The 18694-nt window shown below is 65.8% G+C and carries 18 protein-coding genes; 10 read left to right on the top strand and 8 right to left on the bottom strand.

Annotated features, from left to right (window positions below):
• Positions 1–7: 7 nt before the first annotated feature.
• The 7 genes from kdpB (at position 8) to AXYL_RS05900 (ending at position 8609) form a co-directional block, all read left to right on the top strand.
• Positions 8–2167: a potassium-transporting ATPase subunit KdpB gene (gene kdpB, locus AXYL_RS05930; RefSeq protein WP_013391884.1), complete on the top strand. Its 2160-nt coding sequence runs from the start codon at positions 8–10 to the stop codon at positions 2165–2167.
• 24 nt (positions 2168–2191) lie between these two features.
• The gene (kdpC, locus tag AXYL_RS05925) at positions 2192–2800 is read left to right on the top strand and encodes a potassium-transporting ATPase subunit KdpC (protein ID WP_013391883.1); all 609 of its coding nucleotides are present in this window, start codon (positions 2192–2194) and stop codon (positions 2798–2800) included.
• Between the two features lie 51 nt (positions 2801–2851).
• A complete protein-coding gene (locus tag AXYL_RS05920) occupies positions 2852–5638 on the top strand; it encodes a sensor histidine kinase (protein WP_013391882.1) in 2787 nt (928 codons plus the stop codon).
• 12 nt (positions 5639–5650) lie between these two features.
• On the top strand, positions 5651–6343 hold the full coding sequence (gene kdpE / locus AXYL_RS05915; protein ID WP_013391881.1) for a two-component system response regulator KdpE: 693 nt from the start codon (positions 5651–5653) through the stop codon (positions 6341–6343).
• A 117-nt stretch (positions 6344–6460) separates the two neighbouring features.
• Positions 6461–7237 carry a TorF family putative porin gene (locus AXYL_RS05910; RefSeq protein ID WP_013391880.1) on the top strand — a complete coding sequence of 259 codons (777 nt, stop codon included), beginning with the start codon at positions 6461–6463 and terminating at the stop codon, positions 7235–7237.
• A 145-nt stretch (positions 7238–7382) separates the two neighbouring features.
• On the top strand, positions 7383–7706 hold the full coding sequence (locus tag AXYL_RS05905; protein WP_237709981.1) for a hypothetical protein: 324 nt from the start codon (positions 7383–7385) through the stop codon (positions 7704–7706).
• 3 nt (positions 7707–7709) lie between these two features.
• Positions 7710–8609: a 4-hydroxy-tetrahydrodipicolinate synthase family protein gene (locus AXYL_RS05900; RefSeq protein WP_013391878.1), complete on the top strand. Its 900-nt coding sequence runs from the start codon at positions 7710–7712 to the stop codon at positions 8607–8609.
• On the opposite strand, the gene AXYL_RS05895 is transcribed toward AXYL_RS05900, so the two are convergent.
• The 3 genes from AXYL_RS05895 to icd form a co-directional block, all read right to left on the bottom strand.
• A complete protein-coding gene (locus AXYL_RS05895; protein ID WP_013391877.1) occupies positions 8587–10128 on the bottom strand; it encodes a methyl-accepting chemotaxis protein in 1542 nt (513 codons plus the stop codon). The genes AXYL_RS05900 and AXYL_RS05895 overlap by 23 nt on opposite strands.
• 217 nt (positions 10129–10345) lie before the next feature.
• Complete coding sequence (locus tag AXYL_RS05890) at positions 10346–11605, bottom strand: O-antigen ligase family protein (protein ID WP_013391876.1); 1260 nt, start codon at positions 11603–11605, stop codon at positions 10346–10348.
• Positions 11606–11723: 118 nt separating this feature from the next.
• Positions 11724–12980 (bottom strand): NADP-dependent isocitrate dehydrogenase, encoded by a 1257-nt coding sequence (gene icd, locus AXYL_RS05885; protein WP_013391875.1) that lies wholly within the window; start codon positions 12978–12980, stop codon positions 11724–11726.
• 202 nt (positions 12981–13182) lie between these two features.
• On the opposite strand from icd, the gene AXYL_RS05880 reads away from it, so the two are divergent.
• Positions 13183–13608, top strand: coding sequence for a DUF1841 family protein (locus AXYL_RS05880; protein ID WP_013391874.1), 426 nt, complete (start codon positions 13183–13185; stop codon positions 13606–13608).
• 72 nt (positions 13609–13680) lie between these two features.
• Here AXYL_RS05880 and AXYL_RS05875 read toward each other — a convergent pair whose 3' ends face one another.
• Together AXYL_RS05875 and AXYL_RS05870 are read right to left on the bottom strand one after the other, a co-directional pair.
• Entirely contained in the window at positions 13681–14043 is a 363-nt protein-coding gene (locus tag AXYL_RS05875) for a c-type cytochrome (RefSeq protein WP_013391873.1), read from the bottom strand.
• A gap of 12 nt (positions 14044–14055) precedes the next feature.
• Complete coding sequence (locus AXYL_RS05870) at positions 14056–14409, bottom strand: c-type cytochrome (protein ID WP_013391872.1); 354 nt, start codon at positions 14407–14409, stop codon at positions 14056–14058.
• A 175-nt stretch (positions 14410–14584) separates the two neighbouring features.
• Here AXYL_RS05870 and AXYL_RS05865 point away from each other — a divergent pair, with 175 nt between their 5' ends.
• Together AXYL_RS05865 and AXYL_RS05860 are read left to right on the top strand one after the other, a co-directional pair.
• A complete protein-coding gene (locus AXYL_RS05865; protein ID WP_013391871.1) occupies positions 14585–15466 on the top strand; it encodes an AAA family ATPase in 882 nt (293 codons plus the stop codon).
• 28 nt (positions 15467–15494) lie between these two features.
• Positions 15495–16667, top strand: coding sequence for a vWA domain-containing protein (locus AXYL_RS05860; RefSeq protein WP_013391870.1), 1173 nt, complete (start codon positions 15495–15497; stop codon positions 16665–16667).
• Between the two features lie 20 nt (positions 16668–16687).
• On the opposite strand, the gene AXYL_RS05855 is transcribed toward AXYL_RS05860, so the two are convergent.
• From AXYL_RS05855 to AXYL_RS05845, 3 genes are all read right to left on the bottom strand, one after another.
• Positions 16688–17245 carry a GNAT family N-acetyltransferase gene (locus AXYL_RS05855; protein WP_013391869.1) on the bottom strand — a complete coding sequence of 186 codons (558 nt, stop codon included), beginning with the start codon at positions 17243–17245 and terminating at the stop codon, positions 16688–16690.
• A 115-nt stretch (positions 17246–17360) separates the two neighbouring features.
• A complete protein-coding gene (locus AXYL_RS05850) occupies positions 17361–17738 on the bottom strand; it encodes a hypothetical protein (protein ID WP_013391868.1) in 378 nt (125 codons plus the stop codon).
• Between the two features lie 249 nt (positions 17739–17987).
• On the bottom strand, positions 17988–18587 hold the full coding sequence (locus tag AXYL_RS05845; RefSeq protein ID WP_013391867.1) for a GNAT family N-acetyltransferase: 600 nt from the start codon (positions 18585–18587) through the stop codon (positions 17988–17990).
• Positions 18588–18694 lie beyond the last annotated feature (107 nt).

The raw sequence follows: 18694 nt of genomic DNA, 5'->3' as shown, positions 1-18694 counted from the left end.
AATGAAAATGGCCAAGATTGAAACCTCTACTACTGGCGCCGGCGGCGGCGCCGCCCGCGCCGCGGCTAGCAGCGCCCATGAACGCCAGTTCGGCATGTGGTCACGCGCCCTGGTCGGCCCCGCCGTGCTGGACAGTCTGCGCAAACTCTCGCCCGCCGCGCAGTTGAAGAATCCCGTGATGTTCGTGGTCTACGTGGGCAGCATCCTGACCACGGTGCTGTGGATCATGGCCCTGCGCGGCCAGGCCGAGGCGCCCGCCGGGTTCATCCTGGCGATCAGCGTGTGGCTGTGGTTCACGGTGCTGTTCGCGAACTTCGCCGAAGCCCTGGCCGAAGGCCGCGGCAAGCAACAGGCGGCCACGCTGCGTGGCTTGCGCACCACCATCGATGCCCGCCTGCTCAAGGGCTTTCGCGACGTCGACGCCAGCACGGCGCAGCCGGGCGAGTGGCGTAGCCGAACCGTCAGCCAGCCCTCGGGCCTGCTGCGCCGGGGCGACGTGGTGCTGGTCGAAGCGGGCGAAACCATCCCCGGCGACGGCCAGGTCATCGCCGGCGTGGCATCGGTGGATGAAAGCGCCATCACCGGCGAATCCGCGCCCGTGATCCGCGAATCCGGCGGCGACTTCTCGTCGGTCACTGGCGGCACCCGCGTGCTGTCGGACTGGATCTTCGTGCGTATCGCCGCCGATCCGGGCGAGAGCTTCCTGGATCGCATGATTTCCATGGTCGAAGGCGCCAAGCGCCAGAAGACGCCGAACGAACTGGCCCTCACCATCCTGCTGGTCGGCCTGACCGTGGTGTTCCTGCTGGTGGTCGTGACCCTGATGCCGTTCTCGATCTACGCGGTCAACGCCGCCGGTGGCGGCTCCGCCGTCACGGTGACGGTGCTGGTCGCGCTGCTGGTCTGCCTGATTCCCACCACCATCGGCGGCCTGCTGTCAGCCATCGGCGTGGCGGGCATGAGCCGCATGATGGGCGCCAACGTCATCGCCACCTCGGGCCGCGCGGTCGAAGCCGCGGGCGACGTGGACGTGCTGTTGCTCGACAAGACCGGCACCATCACCTTCGGCAACCGCCAGGCTTCGACCTTCCTGCCGGCGCCCGGCGTGTCCGCGCGCGAACTGGCCGATGCCGCGCGCCTGGCCTCGCTGGCCGACGAAACGCCGGAAGGCCGCAGCATCGTCGCACTGGCCGACAAGTCCATCCACGCCCCGGCTCCGGCCATGGCGCACGCCGAGTTCGTGCCCTTCACCGCGCAGTCGCGCATGAGCGGCGTGAACCTGAACGGCCGCATGATCCGCAAGGGCGCGGTCGACGCCGTGCAGGCCTGGCTGGCCGCGCAAGACGCGACGGTGCCGGAGCAGGCCCTGCGCCTGGCCGAAGACGTGGCGCGCCGCGGCAGCACGCCGCTGATGGTCAGCGACGGCAACCGCGCGCTCGGCGTGGTCGAACTGAAAGACATCGTCAAGCCGGACATCCAGTCGCGCTTCGCGGAACTGCGCCGCATGGGCATCAAGACCGTGATGATCACGGGCGACAACAAGCTCACGGCCGCCTCCATCGCCGCCGAGGCCGGCGTGGACGATTTCCTGGCCGAAGCCACGCCCGAGGCCAAGCTCAAGCTGATCCGCGCCTATCAGGCCGAAGGCCGGCTGGTTGCCATGACGGGCGACGGCACCAACGATGCGCCCGCGCTGGCGCAAGCCGACGTCGCGGTGGCGATGAACTCGGGCACCCAGGCCGCCAAGGAGGCGGGCAATATGGTGGATCTGGATTCCAACCCCACCAAGCTGATCGAGATCGTCGAAATCGGCAAGCAGATGCTGATGACCCGCGGCGCGCTGACGACCTTCAGCGTGGCCAACGACGTGGCCAAGTATTTCGCCATCATTCCGGCCGCCTTCGCCACCGTCTATCCGCAGCTCAACGTGCTCAACATCATGGGCCTGGCCACGCCGGCCTCGGCCATCCTGTCGGCCGTGATCTTCAACGCGCTGATCATCGTGGTGCTGATCCCGCTGGCGCTCAAGGGCGTGCGCTACCGGGCGCTGGGCGCGGCCGTGCTGTTGCGCCGCAATCTGCTGATCTATGGCCTGGGCGGCCTGCTGGTGCCGTTTGCCGGCATCAAGCTGGTCGACATGGTGCTGGCCGCCCTGGGCTGGGCCTGAGCCCCACACTGCAAGGAACTCATCATGAAAAATTTCGCTACCCTGCCGCGCCAAGGCGGCATCCTGCGCCCGGCGCTGGTCGTCTTCGCCGCGCTGTCGCTGGTGACCGGCCTGGCCTACCCCTTCCTGACCACGGGCATCGCCGCCGCCGTATTCCCCCACGAAGCGGCCGGCTCGCTGATCAAGCAGGGCGAACGCGTCGTGGGCTCCGAACTGATCGGCCAGTCGTTCAGTTCGCCCGGCTACTTCTGGGGCCGTCCGTCCGCCACCGCGCCCATGCCGTACAACGGCGCCGGCTCCGGCGGTTCGAACCTGGGGCCGCGCAATCCGGCGCTGGCCGACGCCATCCAGGCCCGCATCGCCGCGCTGAAGGCGGCCGATCCCGCCAACCCCGTGCCCGTGCCGGTGGACCTGGTCACCGCCTCCGGCAGCGGGCTGGATCCGCACATCAGCCCGGCTGCCGCGGCTTATCAGGCGGAGCGCGTCGCGCGCGCCCGCAACCTGCCGCGCGCGCAGGTCGACGCCCTGATCCAGGCCCATACCGAAAGGCCCTGGCTGGGCGTGCTGGGCGACGCCGCGGTCAACGTGCTGACGCTGAACCTGGCGCTGGACCAACTGCGACCGGCGCGCTGATGCCGCGGCGTATAGTATTGCCAGCCGTTCCCTCCCACCTATTGCGCGTTCATGGCTGATATCGCTGGCGAGCGTCCCGATCCCGACGCGCTCTTGAAGACCCTGGACGACGCCGCGCGCCAGGCGGTGCGCGGCAAGCTGCGCGTCTACTTCGGGTCTTCAGCCGGCGTGGGCAAGACCTACGCCATGCTGGTGGCGGCCCGCGCGCAGGCCGCCCAGGGCGTCGAGGTGCTGGCCGGCATCGTCGAAACCCACGGCCGGCGCGAAACCGCCACACTGCTGGAGGGCCTGCCCGTCCTGCCGCTGCAGGACGTGCCGTACCGCAGCCACGTGCTGAAGGAATTCGACCTGGACGGCGCGCTGGCCCGCCACCCGGACCTGGTGCTGGTGGACGAGCTGGCCCACTCGAACGCGCCCGGTTCGCGCCACGCCAAGCGCTGGCAGGACATCCAGGAACTGCTGGCCGCCGGCATCGACGTCTGGACCACGCTGAACGTGCAGCACCTGGACAGTCTGAACGAAGCGGTAGGCAGCATCACTGGCGTGCGCGTCTGGGAGACCGTACCCGACGAGGTCTTCGACGCGGCCGACGAAGTCATTCTGGTGGATCTGTCGGCCGATGAGCTGCTGCGCCGCTTGAAGGAAGGCAAGGTCTACCTGCCCGAGCAGGCCCGCCACGCCACCCGCAATTTCTTCCGCAAGGGCAACCTGATCGCGCTGCGCGAGCTGGCGCTGCGCCGCACCGCCGACCATGTCGACGACGACGTCCAGGCCTATCGCCGCGACCGCGCCATCGAGCCCGTGTGGCGCACGCGCGAGGCCGTGGTCGCCTGCATCGGCCCGGACGTGGACGCCGAGTACGTCATCCGCAGTGCGCACCGCCTGAGCCAGCAACTGGAATGCGATCTGCATGTGGTCACCATCGACACGCCGCGCGCGGCGCCGCCGCCCCAGGCCGAACAGGAACGCATCCAGCGCAGCCTGGCCCTGGCCGATGCGCTGGGCGCGCGCAGCGAAACCCTGGCCGGCGGCGACATGGTCGACGCCGTGGTGCGCTACGTGCGCCGCCACAACATTACCAAGGCCATCATCGGCCGGACCCGCGCCAGCGGCCTGCAGCGCCTGCGCCTGTCGCTGTCCGCGGTGCTGACCGCAGCCATCTCACCGGGCTGGCTGTGGCGCCGCCACAGCTTCGCCGACATGCTGGCCGCGGGCTGCCCAGAGATCGACATCATCCGCCTGGGCGCGCCGCCCCTGCCCGCCGCCGCAGCGCCCGGACGCGACCCGCTCACGCTGGGCCAGCGGGCGCGCCTGGGCGCCGACGAGCGCAATCCGCGGCCGCTGGCGGGCTATGCCTGGGCGCTGTGCTACTGCGCCGCCGCCACGGCGCTGTCCGCGCTGGCCTTCCCGGCCCTGCACCAGACCAATATCGTCATGCTGTTCCTGCTGGCGGTGGTGGCCGTGGCGCTGCGCCACGGGCGCGGGCCAGCCGCGCTAGCCTCGGTCATCAGCGTCGGGCTGTTCGATTTCTTCTTCGTGCAACCGCTGGCGTCGTTCGCCGTGTCGGACGTGCAGTACCTGCTGACCTTCGGCGTGCTGCTGTCCGTGGGCCTGCTGATCGGCCAGCTCACAGCCGGCCTGCGGCTGCAGGCGCAAGCCTCGGTCAAGCGCGAAGCCGATGCGCGCAGCCTCTACGAATTCGCGCGCGAACTGTCGTCCGCGCTGCTGCCTGAGCAGATCGTCACTCTGGCCGGGGCCTTCGTGCATGCCACCTTCGGCTCGCGCTGCGCGCTGTACATCCTGGGCATGGACGACAGGCTGAAGCTGGCGTCTCCCGCCGCGGACGACATGCCGCCGCTGGAATCGGCGCTGGCCCAATGGGTCTACGACCACGGGCAGCCTGCGGGCGCAGGCACCGCCACCCTGTCCAACAGCGAGCTGCTGTACCTGCCGCTGAAAGCGCCCATGCGCACGCGCGGCGTGCTGGCGCTGGCGGCCCCGCGCCGCAGCCTGTTCTCGAATCCCGACTCGCGCCGCCAGATCGAAGCCTACGCCACCCTCATCGCCATCGCGCTGGAGCGGCTGCACTACGTGGAAGTGGCGCAGCAGGCGCTGGTCAGCATGGAATCCGAGAAGCTGCGCAACTCGCTGCTGGCGGCGGTATCGCACGATCTGCGCACCCCGCTGACCAGCCTGGTCGGCATGACGGACACGCTGATGCGCCAGCAGGCGGCATTGCCGCCCGGCATCCACGACACCATCCGCGCCATGCGCGACCAGGCCCAGCGCATGCATGCGCTGGTCGTCAACCTGCTGGATATGGCGCGGCTGCAGAACCGCGACACGCCGCTGCGCCTGGAATGGCAATCCATCGAAGAACTGGTCGGCGCCTCGCTTGCCGCCATGCGCGAACCGCTGGCCGCGCACCGCGTCGCCGTGGACAGCCTGTCGCAGCTGCCGCTGGTGGAATGCGACGGCGTGCTGATCGAGCGCGTGCTGTGCAATCTGCTGGAGAACGCGGCCAAGTACACGCCCGCCGGCAGCACCCTGCGCGTGCATGCGGACGTGCACGAAGGCGAACTGCGAGTGGCCGTCAGCGACAACGGACCGGGCGTGCCGCCGGGCGCGGAACGCCGCATCTTCGAGAAATTCACGCGCGGCGATCGCGAGTCCGCCACGCCGGGCGTCGGCCTGGGCCTGGCCGTATGCGAAGCCATCATCGCCGCCCACCATGGGAAAATCTGGGTCGAGCATGCGCCTGGCCAGGAATCCGGCGCGCAGTTCGTCTTCACCCTACCCCTGGGCACGCCGCCCCCGATCCAATCCGAAACCCCTTGAACGCCGCCACGCATGTTCGATTACCAGCCTACCGTCCTGATCATTGAAGACGACGCCAACATCCGGCGCTTCGTGCGCCAGGCCCTGGAAAGCGAGGGCTGCGCCGTGCACGAGGCCGATACCGTCAAGCGCGGCTTGATCGAGGCCGGCACCCGACAGCCCGACGCGGTGGTGCTGGACCTGGGCCTGCCGGACGAGGACGGCATGACCCTGATCCGCGAGCTGCGCGGCTGGACCGAAGTACCGGTGCTGGTGCTGTCCGCGCGCAGCGCCGAGGCCGACAAGGTCGCCGCGCTGGATGCAGGGGCGGACGATTACCTGACCAAGCCTTTCGGCGTCAGCGAATTGCTGGCGCGCCTGCGCGTGCTGCTGCGGCGGCACGCCAGGGGCGGCGCCGGCAACGCATCCGAAATCAGCTTCGGCGACGTGCGCGTGGACTTCGCCAAGCGCGTGGTCGAGCGCGGCGGCCTGCACGTGCACCTGACCGCGATGGAGTACCGGCTGCTGGCGGCGCTGCTGGCGCATCGCGGCAAGGTCATGACGCACCGCGAACTGCTGCGCGAAGTGTGGGGGCCGTCGCACGTCGAGAGCAACCATTACCTGCGCATCTACATGGGCCATCTGCGCCAGAAGCTGGAAGCCGACCCGGCCCAGCCCGTCTACCTGCTGACCGAGATCGGCGTGGGCTATCGCTTCGCGGGCTGAGCCGCGCGCCGCGGACGCGCATTGACGCCGCGTTTACGCGCAGCCCGCAAGTCTTGTCTCGGCCTTTATGCCGTTCCTCCTATTGTTGCGATCCCATCCAACACCAGGAGCCCTCCCATGCCCCGCCACACCCTGGCCGCGTTCGCGCTGCTGACCCTGTCCGCCGCTCATGCCGGCAACGCGCTGGCCGCCGACGTGCCCACGGATCCAGCGCCGTCTGCTTCCGATTTCACGCTGACGGCCAATCTCACGTTGGCCAGCCAGTACCGCTACCGCGGCCTGATGCAAAGCAATAACAAGCCGGCCATCCAGGGCGGATTCGATCTGGTTCATTCCAGCGGCTTCTACCTGGGCAACTGGAACTCCAGCATCAGCTGGCTCAACGACAGCAACAGCGAAGTCTCCGCCCCCGTCGAAATGGACTTCTACGGCGGCTACAAGGGCAACCTCGCGCAGGACGTACCGGTAGACCTGGGCGTCCTGCAGTACTACTACCCCGGCGACTATCCGTCGGGCTACACCAGCCCTGACACCACCGAGCTGTACGCTGGCATCGGCTATGGACCTCTGATGTTCAAGTACTCCATCGCCATGACCAATCTGTTCGGTTTCGCGGACAGCAAGCACAGCCAGTACTTCGACCTGTCCGGCAACTTCGATACGGGCGTGTGGGGCCTGACGCTCAACGCCCACCTCGGCCGGCAACTGGTGCGCAACGTCGACCACGCCAACTACACGGACTGGAAACTGGGGCTGACGAAGGACTTCGGCCAAGGCCTGTCGGTATCGCTGGCCTATCTGGACACCAATGCCGACCGCGCCGTCTACACCAATACCCGCGGCCGCGACATGGGTCGGGCGACGGGCCTGCTGTCACTGACCAAGACTTTCTGACCGCAACCGGACGTTGACGCGTTTTTTACGCGCCGCGTCCGCTTTTATCGGCGGGATTTATGGCGCGCTTCCTATAGTGGAACCGTCATCAACCAACCGGATCCCCGGAATGCCGCAAGCGGCGTCTCCGCCCCGCTCCCCCGCCATGATCCCCCGACTGCAAGCCCGCCCTTCCCCCATGCCCGGCATCCTGCCCGCGCAGCGCGCGCAAACCCGTGCCGACCTGGTCGCGCTGACCATCAGGATAGACACGCTGGACGCGCTGAACGTGCGGCTGGCGCTGCACCGCGCGCTGGACGATCGCATCGGCGTCTACGTGCTGTCGGTGGATCACGCCCATGCGCAAAGCGTGCTGCAGCTGCAATGCGAACGCGGACAGCTGGATGCCTTGATGCACGCAGTGATGTCCGGCCTGCCTCGCGCCGAGTTCGGCGCGGTGCGTCCGGCCCCTGCGATGACGGTGCAATAAGCCATGGACATGCCACGCAAGACCGCATTCGAGGGCCTCTGGCTACCCATGGTCACGCCGATGCGCGGCGGCTATGTGGACCTGGACGCCGCCCAGGCGCTGGCCCGCTACTACCGCAACGCGGGCATCGCCGGCCTGGTGCTGTTCGGATCCACCGGCGAAGGCAATCTGCTCAGCATGCCGGAAAAGATCGGCATGATAGAAGCCATATCCAGCGATCCGCACGCCTTGCCGCTAGTGTTCGGCGCGGGCGGCGTCGACACGCGCGGCGTGGCAACCGCGATCCGGCGCCTGGACAAGTATCGGCCGGCCGGGTATCTGGTGCCGCCGCCCTACTACCTGGGACCGTCGCAGGCCGGCATACTGTGGCACTATCGTCAGATCGCCTGGGCCACGGAACGGCCCATCATTCTGTACAACATCCCCAAGCGCGCCGGGGTGACGATGACGGTCGAAACCATGGAGGCGCTGGCCGCGCTACCCAACTTCAGCGCCGTCAAGGAATGCAATCCCTCGGTGCTGTCGGCGCTGAACCGGCGCAGCGCGCTGGCCCCGCTATGCGGCGACGACATCGCGCTGCTGGACCACTTCCTGGCCGGCGGCCGCGGCGCCATCCCGGCGGCCGCGCATATCTATCCCGAGCGCTATGTCGAGGTCATGCAGCTGGCCCGCGACGGCCACGCGGAAGCCGCGCGCGAACTGTTCGAGCCGCTGCGCGGCCTGATCCGACTGCTGTTTGCCGAACCCAATCCCGCGCCGATCAAACGCGCCCTGGCCCTGCAGGGGCTGATCGCCGACGAGCTGCGCATGCCCATGACCAGCGCCAGCCGCGAGCTTGGACAACGCCTGCAACGGGCCATGAGCGCGGTGCAGGGCTCGCCTAGCCGGCTGCAGACAGCCTGAAGACGGACACCGCGTTCGCCAGTTCGCCCGCCTGGTCGCGCAGGGCCGCAGCCGACGCGGCGAACTCTTCCACCAGCGCGGCGTTCTGCTGCGTCACGCCGTCCAGATGCGTCACGGCCTGGTTGATCTGCTCGATACCCACGCTCTGCTCGGCCGAGGCCGTGGCGATCTCACCCATCAGCGGCGCGCTGGTGGCGGCCGACTCCAGCACGTTGCCCATCGTCGCGCTGGCCTGCTCCACGCGCTGGCTGCCACGCGCCACCGAATCCGCCGACGCTTCGATCAGCGTCTTGATTTCCTTGGCGGCGGTGGCCGAGCGCTGAGCCAGCGCGCGCACCTCGCCCGCCACCACCGCGAAGCCTCGGCCCTGCTCTCCGGCCCTTGCGGCTTCCACGGCGGCGTTCAGCGCCAGGATGTTGGTCTGGAACGCGATCTCGTCGATCAGCCGGATGATCTCGTCGATGCGCTGCGAGCTATGTGAAATCTCGCGCATGGCGTCGATGGCATGCTGCGTTTCATCACTGCCCTGCCGGGCCAGTTGCGCTGCCTGGCCGGCCAGCGCGCTGACCTCGCGCACGTGTTGCGCGCTCTGCTGCGCGGTCGCGGTAATCTGCTCCACGCTGGCGGCGGTCTGCTCCAACGCGGCGGCCTGTTTCTCGGTACGGTCCGACAGGTCCATGCTGCCCGCCGCGATCTGCCGCGAGGCCGCGGCGATCGAGGTGGTGGAATGCACGATGCTGCGCACCGCCCCGTCCAGGCGTTCCTGCATCCGCGCCAGGGCGTCGAACAGGCGGCCGATCTCGCCGCGCTGGTTGCGCGGCACGCTGCCGGACAGATCGCCATTGGCCACGCGTTCGCATACCGCGACGGCCTGGTCCAGCGGACGAAGGACGTGCGAGCGGAAAAAGCGCAACGCCGCCGCCAACAGCAGCACCAAGAGGCCAAGCGTCACGCCGCCCTGCCGCCACAAGGTGGCATAGAACGCCTGATCGACGTCATCCACGTACAGGCCTGTGAACAACAGCCAGCCCCAGTCGGCGTCGTAGGCGGCGTAACTGATCTTGGGCAGCGCCTGTTCCGTTCCCGGCCGCGGGAATTGGTAGCGCGTATAGCCGCCGCCGGCCTTGCCCTGGGCGTAGAGGTTTTCAAAGATCGGCTGCCCTGCGCTGTCCTTGACGGACCGGACATTGGTACCGACCAGCTTGGGATCGGGGTGCACCAGCAGGTCGTAGCCGTCGCCGAAGGCGCCCACGTAACCGTCCTCGCCATAGCGCAGTTGCGCCAGCCGTCGCGTCACATTGCGCTGGGCCTCATCCAGAGGCATGCCCTCGCGCACGCTTTGCTTGCCGTTGCGCACGATGCTGGATGCCAGATCGAGGACGTGGCGCAATTCGGTCTTGCGCTCGGCCACCATCTCGGCGCGGCGCTCCCAGGCGTCCCAGCCGCCCAAAGCCAGTACGGCCACGCCGATCGCGAACACGAACCACAGCAGCTCCCTGCGCAAGCTGGAATTTTTCATAGTCCTCTTATCCTGTTCATCCGGTCATGAAACCAATCAAGGCTGAATGTGACGATTTATGTAGTTATTTCGTCAGAATAAGGGACAGCATCAGGGTTTTCGCCAGGGCTGCACGGATTGATTGATCTAGCGCAAGGCCCATAAAAAAAACGCAAGGCGCGCTTGCCTTGCGTTTTTTTGTAGTGGCGGTTCATTCCGCTTTTCGTACAGCGCTTTCCTAGGCCGGCGCCCGGGGGGCGCCTGCGGAGCGCGGCGTGGTCAGCGCGATCAGGGCCACCACGATCAAGGAATACGTCGGTACGCTGCGCATATTTCGGAACATCATTTCAGTCAGGCTGAATGCGCAATAGCCCAGGCAGAACAGCAAGCCCATTTGCGCGCCGACGCGTATGACACGATCATCGCTGGCCAGGCGGCGCAGAAAAATGTAGGCCGGCACCAAATACAGCGCGAGTATGCTCAACAGGCCCAACAGCCCGTATCCGGACAGGGCGGCGAGCAGGTCGTTGTGGGGTTCGCCATAACCCTCGACGACCTCGCGCGACACCACGCCTTGCTTTTCCAGTTCCAACAATTCACCGCGGAAATTGCTCGGACCCACGCCTACGACAGGGCTTTTTTGGAACATGAGGACGGATGCATGCCAGAGTTGCAGGCGGATGCCAAACGAGGTATCGCGGTCGCCCGACGTAGAGAAGCTCTGCAAATCCGTCACGACCTCTTTCATGCGACTGCTGAAGTTCCAGATTCCGACTGCGCTAACGGCCAGAACCACGCTGAGCGCAACAGTGCAATACACCTTGTGGCGCCGGCTCCAGCCATGCAGTCCCAGCAAGAACACCAGGGCCAGTATGGGAAGAAGCATCCAGCTACTACGGGTTTGCGACAACCAGGTAGCCCATACACTCAAAGCGAAAGCCAGCACCTTGAGCCCATTTTCCGCACGCGGCCAGCGCGTCGTGGCGCCCCAACCAATCGACAACAAGGACATCGAGCCGAACAGCAGGGTCATGTTGGCGAAGGCGACGGCGTTGTAACGGCCGCCGATATCGACCACTGCGCCTCTGTCCCAGAACGCCATGGTCACTATCAGAATTCCCGCCCCCGCCAGCGCACCGGCCAGGATGCTCCACTGGATCTGCTTCAACCATTCTTGCGGCGCTCTGAGCAATAACCAGAGTACCGGCACCGCCAGGGCAAACCGAAGCGTTTTCTCCAATTCGGAGCCGCTCCAGACCCCTCGCGCGAAGGACGTAATAAATAGACAGGCCAAGGGCAACAACAATGCCAGCGCCATGGGCCATATGGCGCGGAAATCCATGGGCTCGTAACGCTTGATCACATTGACGGTCAGCGCGATCAGTGCAATCAAACCTGCCGAATAGATAATCGCCGGACCTCCCGTGGCACTGGTCAAAGCCAGAGCAGGAACCAATAACGTCAGCCACATGGCTAAGGAAACATACTGTCGGGGCACAACACTCAACCTGAGAAAGACTAATGCGGCATGCATCATGCCGTTTGGCTAGTTACACAAAACCCGCCCGCCTTGACGGCGGGCGGGTTCAAGGAAAGTACTGGCGGCAAGCCGCCAATTACATATTATCGATCATCACCTGGCCAAAGCCCGAGCACGACACCTGAGTCGCACCTTCGAGCAAGCGGGCGAAGTCGTACGTGACCTTCTTGGACAGGATGGATTTCTCCATGCTGGAGATGATCAGGTCGGCGGCTTCGGTCCAGCCCATGTGGCGCAGCATCATTTCGGCCGACAGGATTTCGGAACCGGGGTTCACGTAGTCCTTGCCGGCGTACTTCGGCGCGGTGCCGTGGGTGGCTTCGAACATGGCGACCGAGTCGGACAGGTTGGCGCCCGGGGCGATGCCGATGCCGCCTACTTGCGCGGCGAGCGCGTCGGAGATGTAGTCGCCGTTCAGGTTCAGGGTGGCGATTACGTCATACTCGGCCGGGCGCAGCAGGATCTGCTGCAAGAAGGCGTCGGCGATCACGTCCTTGACGATGATCTCGCGGCCCGTCTTCGGGTTCTTGAACTTGCACCACGGGCCGCCATCGATCAGTGTGGCGCCGAATTCCTTCTGCAGCAGCGCGTAGCCCCAGTCGCGGAAGCCGCCTTCCGTGAACTTCATGATGTTGCCCTTGTGCACCAGGGTCAGCGACGTGCGGTCATTGTCGATGACGTACTGCGCGGCCTTGCGCACCAGGCGCTCGGTGCCTTCGCGCGACACCGGCTTGATGCCGATGGACGAGGTGTTCGGGAAGCGGATCTTCTTCACGCCGAGCTTGGTCTGCAGGAACTGGATCAGTTCCTTGGCCTGCTCGCTTTCGGCCATGTATTCAATGCCGGCGTAGATGTCTTCCGAGTTCTCGCGGAAGATCACCATGTTGGTCTTTTCGGGCTCGCGCACCGGCGAAGGCACGCCCTTGAAGTACGCCACCGGACGCAGGCAGACGTACAGGTCCAGCTGCTGGCGCAGGGCCACGTTGAGCGAACGGATGCCGCCGCCCACGGGCGTGGTCAGCGGACCCTTGATGGACACCACGTAATCCTTGACGACTTCCAGGGTCTCATCGGGCAGCCACACGTCCGGGCCGTAGACCTTGGTGGCCTTCTCGCCGGCATAGACTTCCATCCAGTGGATCTTGCGTTTGCCGCCATAGGCCTTCTGCACCGCCGCGTCGACGACCTTGATCATCACCGGGGTGATGTCGGCGCCCGTGCCGTCGCCTTCGATGTAGGGGACGATGGGCTGATCGGGCACATTCAGCGAGAAATCAGCATTGACCGTGATCTTCTGGCCGCCAGCGGGAACCTTGATATGTTGGTAGGACATGAATGCTCCATTTGCTCCGAGTGGTTTTTCTGCACGCGCCGGCATCGGGAAGTGTCCGTTCCGGCGGGGAAGATCGCCCACGGGAACCGCGCACTGGATGGCCGATAGCAACCAATTCTATATCGCAAAAAGGCCTGCGCGCCTGACGGGCCGCGTGCGGCGGTAAAATAATGCATCTCCAGCCCGAATTCCGCCCCCTCAGATGTTCAATCCTTCCCGCGACCAAGTCCGCGAATTCTTTATCGAAACTTGGCGCAAACACCGCGCTGCCGAAGTGCTGACGCCGCTCGAAGCCATCGCGCTGGACTGGATCATCGAGCATCCCGAGTACCACGGCGACCTGGAAAGTCCCGAGGCCATGACGGCCGAGTACTCGGTGGAAAAGGGCCGCACCAACCCCTTTCTGCACCTTTCCATGCATCTGGCCATCGCCGAGCAGCTGTCCATCGATCATCCGCCCGGGATCCGGAACGCCTACCAGCAACTGGTGGCGCGCAGCGACGCCCACCACGCGGCGCATGAAATCATGGAATGCCTGGGCCAGGTGGTCTGGGAAGCGCAGCGCCTGGGCACCCCTCTGGACAGCGACACCTACATCGATCTGATCCGCCAGCGCGCCAGCCGCTGAGCGCGGCGTCCGCCCAACGAAGAAAAGCCCTCGATCGAGGGCTTTCTTGTTTTCGGGACACGCCAGGACGGCTTACTTGCGCACGCCCAGGTCGCTGGGCTGCGCCGACAGCCATGCCGCCACGTTGGAGATGTCCTGGTCCGACAGCTGGGTCGCGAAAGCGCCCATGATGGGGTTCTTGCGCACGTTGGCGGTGGCCGCGCTGCCGGAAGCGCCGCGCTTGTAGGCCTTCAGGGCGTGGACCAGGTAGTCCGCGTGCTGGCCGGCCAGGGTCGGGTAGGCCGGATCCACGGCCGTCTTGGCGTCCGCGCCATGGCAGGAAGCGCAATTGAATTTGTCGAAGACGGCCTTGCCGGCCGCCAGGTCCTGCGCCTGGGCGGCAACGCCCGTCATGGCCAGGGTCGCGCCCGCAAGGGCAAGCATGTAGCGATTCATGTGTTTGCCCCCTTACTTGAGATTCGAGTAGTACGCGGCGAGGTCGGCGATGTCCTGGTCGGACAGGCTGCCGGCGATGGCGTCCATCGTGGGATGGCTGCGCGCGCCTTTCTTGTACTCGTTGAGGGCGGTTTCGATGTACTTGGCATTCTGCCCAGCGATCATCGGCACGTGGTACAGCTCGGGAAATGTCGCCTTGTAGCCTTCGATGCCGTGGCAACCGATGCACATGGAAACCTTGTCGCGGGCATTCTGGACATTACCGACCACTGCTGCGTCTGCAGCAACAGACTGGCCGGCGATCGCACAGGATGCCATCGCGGCCAACACGGATACCGTGTACTTCAGAGAGGTTCGCAACTTCATTGGAATGGCTCTTCTTGGTATGGCTAAGGACTAGGGCCTGCTCACACGAAAAGGCCCTCGGCAAACACGTTGCGGGTCGAACCCAAAGCAAAACCGCCTGATTGTACGATAATTGCTCAGGATTAATACCTTACGATGGTATTGATCACCGTCAAACCTCAGAAGCCATCAGACCATGTCCGCAGCCCAGTCCGCTACTTCCGCCTCGCCAGACCGCTTCGACGGGACCGACAACTATGTCGCCACCGATGACCTGAAACTCGCCGTCAACGCCGCCCTCACCTTGCAGCGCCCGCTCCTGATCAAGGGCGAACCCGGCACCGGCAAGACCATGCTGGCCGAGGAAGTGGCGCGCGCGCTGGGGTGGCCGCTGCTGCAATGGCACATCAAGTCCACCACCAAAGCCCATCAGGGCCTGTACGAGTACGACGCGGTGTCGCGCCTGCGCGACTCGCAGCTGGGCGACGAAAAAGTCCGCGACATCCGCAACTACATCGTGCAGGGCACGCTGTGGCAGGCCTTCCAGTCGCCAGAGCCGGTAGTGCTGCTGATCGACGAGATCGACAAGGCCGACATCGAATTCCCCAACGACCTGCTGCGCGAGCTGGACCGTATGGAATTCCACGTTTACGAAACGCGCGAGACCATCTCGGCGCGGCATCGTCCGCTGGTCATCATCACGTCCAACAACGAGAAAGACCTGCCTGACGCCTTCCTGCGCCGCTGCTTCTTCCACTACATCCGCTTCCCCGACCGCGAGACCATGCGCGACATCGTGGCCGTGCACTATCCGCACCTGAAGCAGGAAGTGCTGCGCGCCGCGCTGGACACTTTCTTCGCGCTGCGCGACGCGCCGGGCCTGAAGAAAAAACCGTCCACCTCCGAATTGCTGGACTGGCTGCGCCTGCTGCTGGCAGAAGGCTCGACCGCCGCCGAAATCGACGCGCACACGGCCACCGCCGTGCCGCTGATGGCCGGCGCGCTGCTCAAGAACGAGCAGGATGTGCACCTGCTGGAACGCCTGGCGGCCATGACGCGCGGCGGCCAGCGCCGCTGATCCGCCAGCAACCACCGGCGGCCCGCAAATGCTGATCGACTTCTTCTACCACCTCCGGGCGCACAAGCTGCCTGTCTCGGTCAAGGAATACCTGACCCTGGTGGACGCCCTGCGCCAGGACCTCATGGCGCCCACGCTGGACGAGTTCTACTTCCTGGCGCGCGCCACGCTGGTCAAGGACGAGGCGCTCTACGACCGCTACGACAAGGCCTTCGGCGCCTACTACAAAGGCATCGCGGCCGCCCTGCCCCCGGGCAAGGAAATCCCGCTGGACTGGCTCATCAAGCAGTTCGAGAAAAGCCTGACTCCGGAAGAAAAGGCCGCGATCGAAAAGCACGGCTGGGACAAGCTGATGGAGCTCTTCAAGGAGCGCCTGGAAGAACAGAAGGAGCGCCATGCCGGCGGCAGCAAATGGATCGGCACCGGCGGCACCTCGCCTTTCGGCAACGGCGGCTACCACCCCGAGGGCATCCGCGTGGGCGGCGATTCGGCCGGCAACCGCAGCGCGGTCAAGGTCTGGGACATGCGCCAGTTCAAGGACTACGACGATCAGGTCGAACTGGGCACGCGCAACTTCAAGGTGGCGCTGCGCCGCCTGCGGCGCTTCGCAAGGCAAGGCGCGGAAATGGAGCTGGACCTGGACGACACCATCGCCAGCACCGCGCGCAATGCCGGCCACCTGGACCTGCGCATGGTGCCGGAACGCCACAACACCGTGAAGGTGCTGATGCTGCTGGACGTGGGCGGCAGCATGGACGACCACATCGGGCGCGTCGAGGAACTGTTCTCCGCGGCGCGCAGCGAGTTCCGCAATCTGGAGGTCTACTACTTCCACAACTGCCCGTACGAAAGCCTGTGGCAAAGCAACCGCCGACGCCAGAACGAGCGCTTCGATACCTGGGACGTGCTGCGCAAGTACAACCCCGACTGGCGCCTGATCATCGTCGGCGACGCCACCATGAGCCCCTACGAAATCCTGCAGCCGGGCGGCTCGGTAGAGCACTACAACAAGGAGCCCGGCGCCGAATGGATGCGCCGCCTGCTGGACGCGTGGCCCAAATCGGTCTGGCTCAATCCCGAGCCTACCGCCTCCTGGCAGTACCGCCAGTCGATCGCGCTGATGCGCGACATCATGCAGGGCCGCATGTATCCCGTGACGGTCGCCGGCCTGGAACAGGCCATGCGCGTGCTATCGAAGTAGGAAGGCCCGGCGGCGAGGGTTCAGCCGTCGACAGGCTGCTCAGGCGTATCCAGTGTCAGCTGATAAAACGCCAGGTCCAGCCAGCGCCCGAACTTGAAGCCGGCCTCGCGGATGGTGCCTGCATGCTTGAAGCCCAGCTTCTCGTGCAGGCGGATGCTGCCCTGGTTGCTCGCATCGATGCCGCCGACCAGCACGTGCACCTGATTGGCGCGTGCCCGCTGGATCAGCACCTGCATCAGCGCCTCGCCCAAACCCAGTCCGCGAAAGCGTCCGTCCACATACACGGAGTGTTCCACCGAGTACTTGAAGGCGGGCCAGGCGCGGAAGGTGCCGTAGCTGGCGAAGGCCATCAGTTCGCCGGCGGCGTTCTCGTACCCCACCACCGGGAAACCGCCCTGCTGCTTGGCCTGGAACCAGCCTTGCATCGCCTCGCGCGGCCGCGGCTTGTAGTCGTACAGCGCGGTGGAATTGACGATGGCTTCGTTGAGTATGGCCAGGATCTGGTCGGCATGACGTTCATGCGTGCAATCGACCAGGGTTGCGCCATCCGGCGCGCGGGTTTCGGCGTGCGTAGTCATGGCGCAAATTGTAGCGAGCCGCAGGGCCCTGCGGCTATTGGGTTGGCGGCCGCTCCAGGCAAAAAAAACCGGCGAAGCCGCCGGTTCAGGTAGGTGTTGCCGCTTCTGGCCACTCTCAGGCGGCGCGGCTCTCCGCAGATCGATTGGCGGCCGGTTCGCGGCGCAGGCCAGGACACTGACGCCAGGCGAGCTCGTCCGCATCCATGTCCAGATCGAACAGGTCGTTGGCGGCGGGCCAGGGATGGCTGCGAGCCGCCGCGCCTTCCATTTCCAGCACATGCCCGGCAAAGCCCCGTGGCGAGCCACCGCACTCCGCAAAATATCGTTGTGTGCTCAAGTCCACCACATAGGTGGTCATGTCATGGGTCAGTATGGCCACGAATTGGCCGTCATCACTGGCATAGGCGTACTGAAACTGTCCTTTGATCCCGTCGCCGCTCAAGGAGCTGCCGGTCAATTGGGACAAGGCACGCGTGACGATCTCGGTCAGCATGGGTCGTTCCTCCGGTAAATGCGCCGGCACGATGCCGGCGGCGAAGGCGCGAACGACAAGCACCGACGCCGCGTAAGAGACGGCGTCTGGCGTTGGACGGGAAGCCTGTGGGCGGGCTGTCGCGCATCCCGTCAGCAACTGGTACTGCGTCCTGAAAAGCTTACACCCGCGGGCCGGCATACCCCAAATCAGCCCGGCAATTCGCCATGCTGCAATGCAGCATTTCGGATTGACGGCGCTTCCAGCGCTTTATGCCGCCGCGACCGGCGTGGCGCCTGCATCTGCGTCACCATTTTTTCGTCCACGCCAGTCCTCGCGACCAATCCGGTACAGCACATGCCGGCACAGCGGATGTCCCGGCGGGACGGCAGGATGGTCGAAACCATCCGGATCTTCCTTCATGCCCAGGCGGTCCATCACCGCGCGCGAGCGCAGGTTGCCCGTGGCCGTGAAGGCCACGATCTGGTCCAGCCCCACCTGCTCGAACCCCGCCCGCAAAGCTGCCTCGGCCGCCTCGCTGGCGTAGCCCTTGCCCCAGTGCCGCTGCGCCAGGCGCCAGCCTATCTCCACGCCAGGCGCGAATGGCAGAGTGGGCGCCAGCGGCTTGATGCCGACAAAGCCGATAAAGGGAGCCACCTCCGGCGCCTCCACGGCCCAGAAGCCCCAGCCGTGCTCGTCGATGCCAGCAGCCAGCCGGTCGGCGAGCGCATCGCTTTCCTGTGCGCTCAGCGGCAACAGGTACTCGGTGACGCGAGGATCCTGGTTCAGCGCCGCGAAAGGTTCGCGGTCGGCGGCACGCCATTGGCGCAGCACCAGGCGCGGCGTTTCGACTTCCAGGGATAGAGACATGACGGACATCCTTGCTTGCGGTCCCGGGCCATGCGTCGCGGAGAAAGCCGCCCCGCAGCCCCTGAACCATTGCCAACGTATACACTCCAACGGATTCTGCCATGCCA

This window comes from Achromobacter xylosoxidans A8 (assembly GCF_000165835.1).
Taxonomy (GTDB): Bacteria; Pseudomonadota; Gammaproteobacteria; order Burkholderiales; family Burkholderiaceae_B; genus Achromobacter; species Achromobacter xylosoxidans_B.
Note: the sequence above shows the minus strand (reverse complement) of the source record. Positions and strands in the feature narration are given on the sequence as shown.

Coding starts and splice junctions, on each gene's coding strand:
- kdpB (WP_013391884.1), top strand. CDS start 8: ATGGCCAAGATTGAAACCTCTACTACTGGCGCCGGCGGCGGCGCCGCC.
- kdpC (WP_013391883.1), top strand. CDS start 2,192: ATGAAAAATTTCGCTACCCTGCCGCGCCAAGGCGGCATCCTGCGCCCG.
- AXYL_RS05920 (WP_013391882.1), top strand. CDS start 2,852: ATGGCTGATATCGCTGGCGAGCGTCCCGATCCCGACGCGCTCTTGAAG.
- kdpE (WP_013391881.1), top strand. CDS start 5,651: ATGTTCGATTACCAGCCTACCGTCCTGATCATTGAAGACGACGCCAAC.
- AXYL_RS05910 (WP_013391880.1), top strand. CDS start 6,461: ATGCCCCGCCACACCCTGGCCGCGTTCGCGCTGCTGACCCTGTCCGCC.
- AXYL_RS05905 (WP_237709981.1), top strand. CDS start 7,383: ATGATCCCCCGACTGCAAGCCCGCCCTTCCCCCATGCCCGGCATCCTG.
- AXYL_RS05900 (WP_013391878.1), top strand. CDS start 7,710: ATGGACATGCCACGCAAGACCGCATTCGAGGGCCTCTGGCTACCCATG.
- AXYL_RS05895 (WP_013391877.1), bottom strand. CDS start 10,128: ATGAAAAATTCCAGCTTGCGCAGGGAGCTGCTGTGGTTCGTGTTCGCG.
- icd (WP_013391875.1), bottom strand. CDS start 12,980: ATGTCCTACCAACATATCAAGGTTCCCGCTGGCGGCCAGAAGATCACG.
- AXYL_RS05880 (WP_013391874.1), top strand. CDS start 13,183: ATGTTCAATCCTTCCCGCGACCAAGTCCGCGAATTCTTTATCGAAACT.
- AXYL_RS05875 (WP_013391873.1), bottom strand. CDS start 14,043: ATGAATCGCTACATGCTTGCCCTTGCGGGCGCGACCCTGGCCATGACG.
- AXYL_RS05870 (WP_013391872.1), bottom strand. CDS start 14,409: ATGAAGTTGCGAACCTCTCTGAAGTACACGGTATCCGTGTTGGCCGCG.
- AXYL_RS05865 (WP_013391871.1), top strand. CDS start 14,585: ATGTCCGCAGCCCAGTCCGCTACTTCCGCCTCGCCAGACCGCTTCGAC.
- AXYL_RS05860 (WP_013391870.1), top strand. CDS start 15,495: ATGCTGATCGACTTCTTCTACCACCTCCGGGCGCACAAGCTGCCTGTC.
- AXYL_RS05855 (WP_013391869.1), bottom strand. CDS start 17,245: ATGACTACGCACGCCGAAACCCGCGCGCCGGATGGCGCAACCCTGGTC.
- AXYL_RS05850 (WP_013391868.1), bottom strand. CDS start 17,738: ATGCTGACCGAGATCGTCACGCGTGCCTTGTCCCAATTGACCGGCAGC.
- AXYL_RS05845 (WP_013391867.1), bottom strand. CDS start 18,587: ATGTCTCTATCCCTGGAAGTCGAAACGCCGCGCCTGGTGCTGCGCCAA.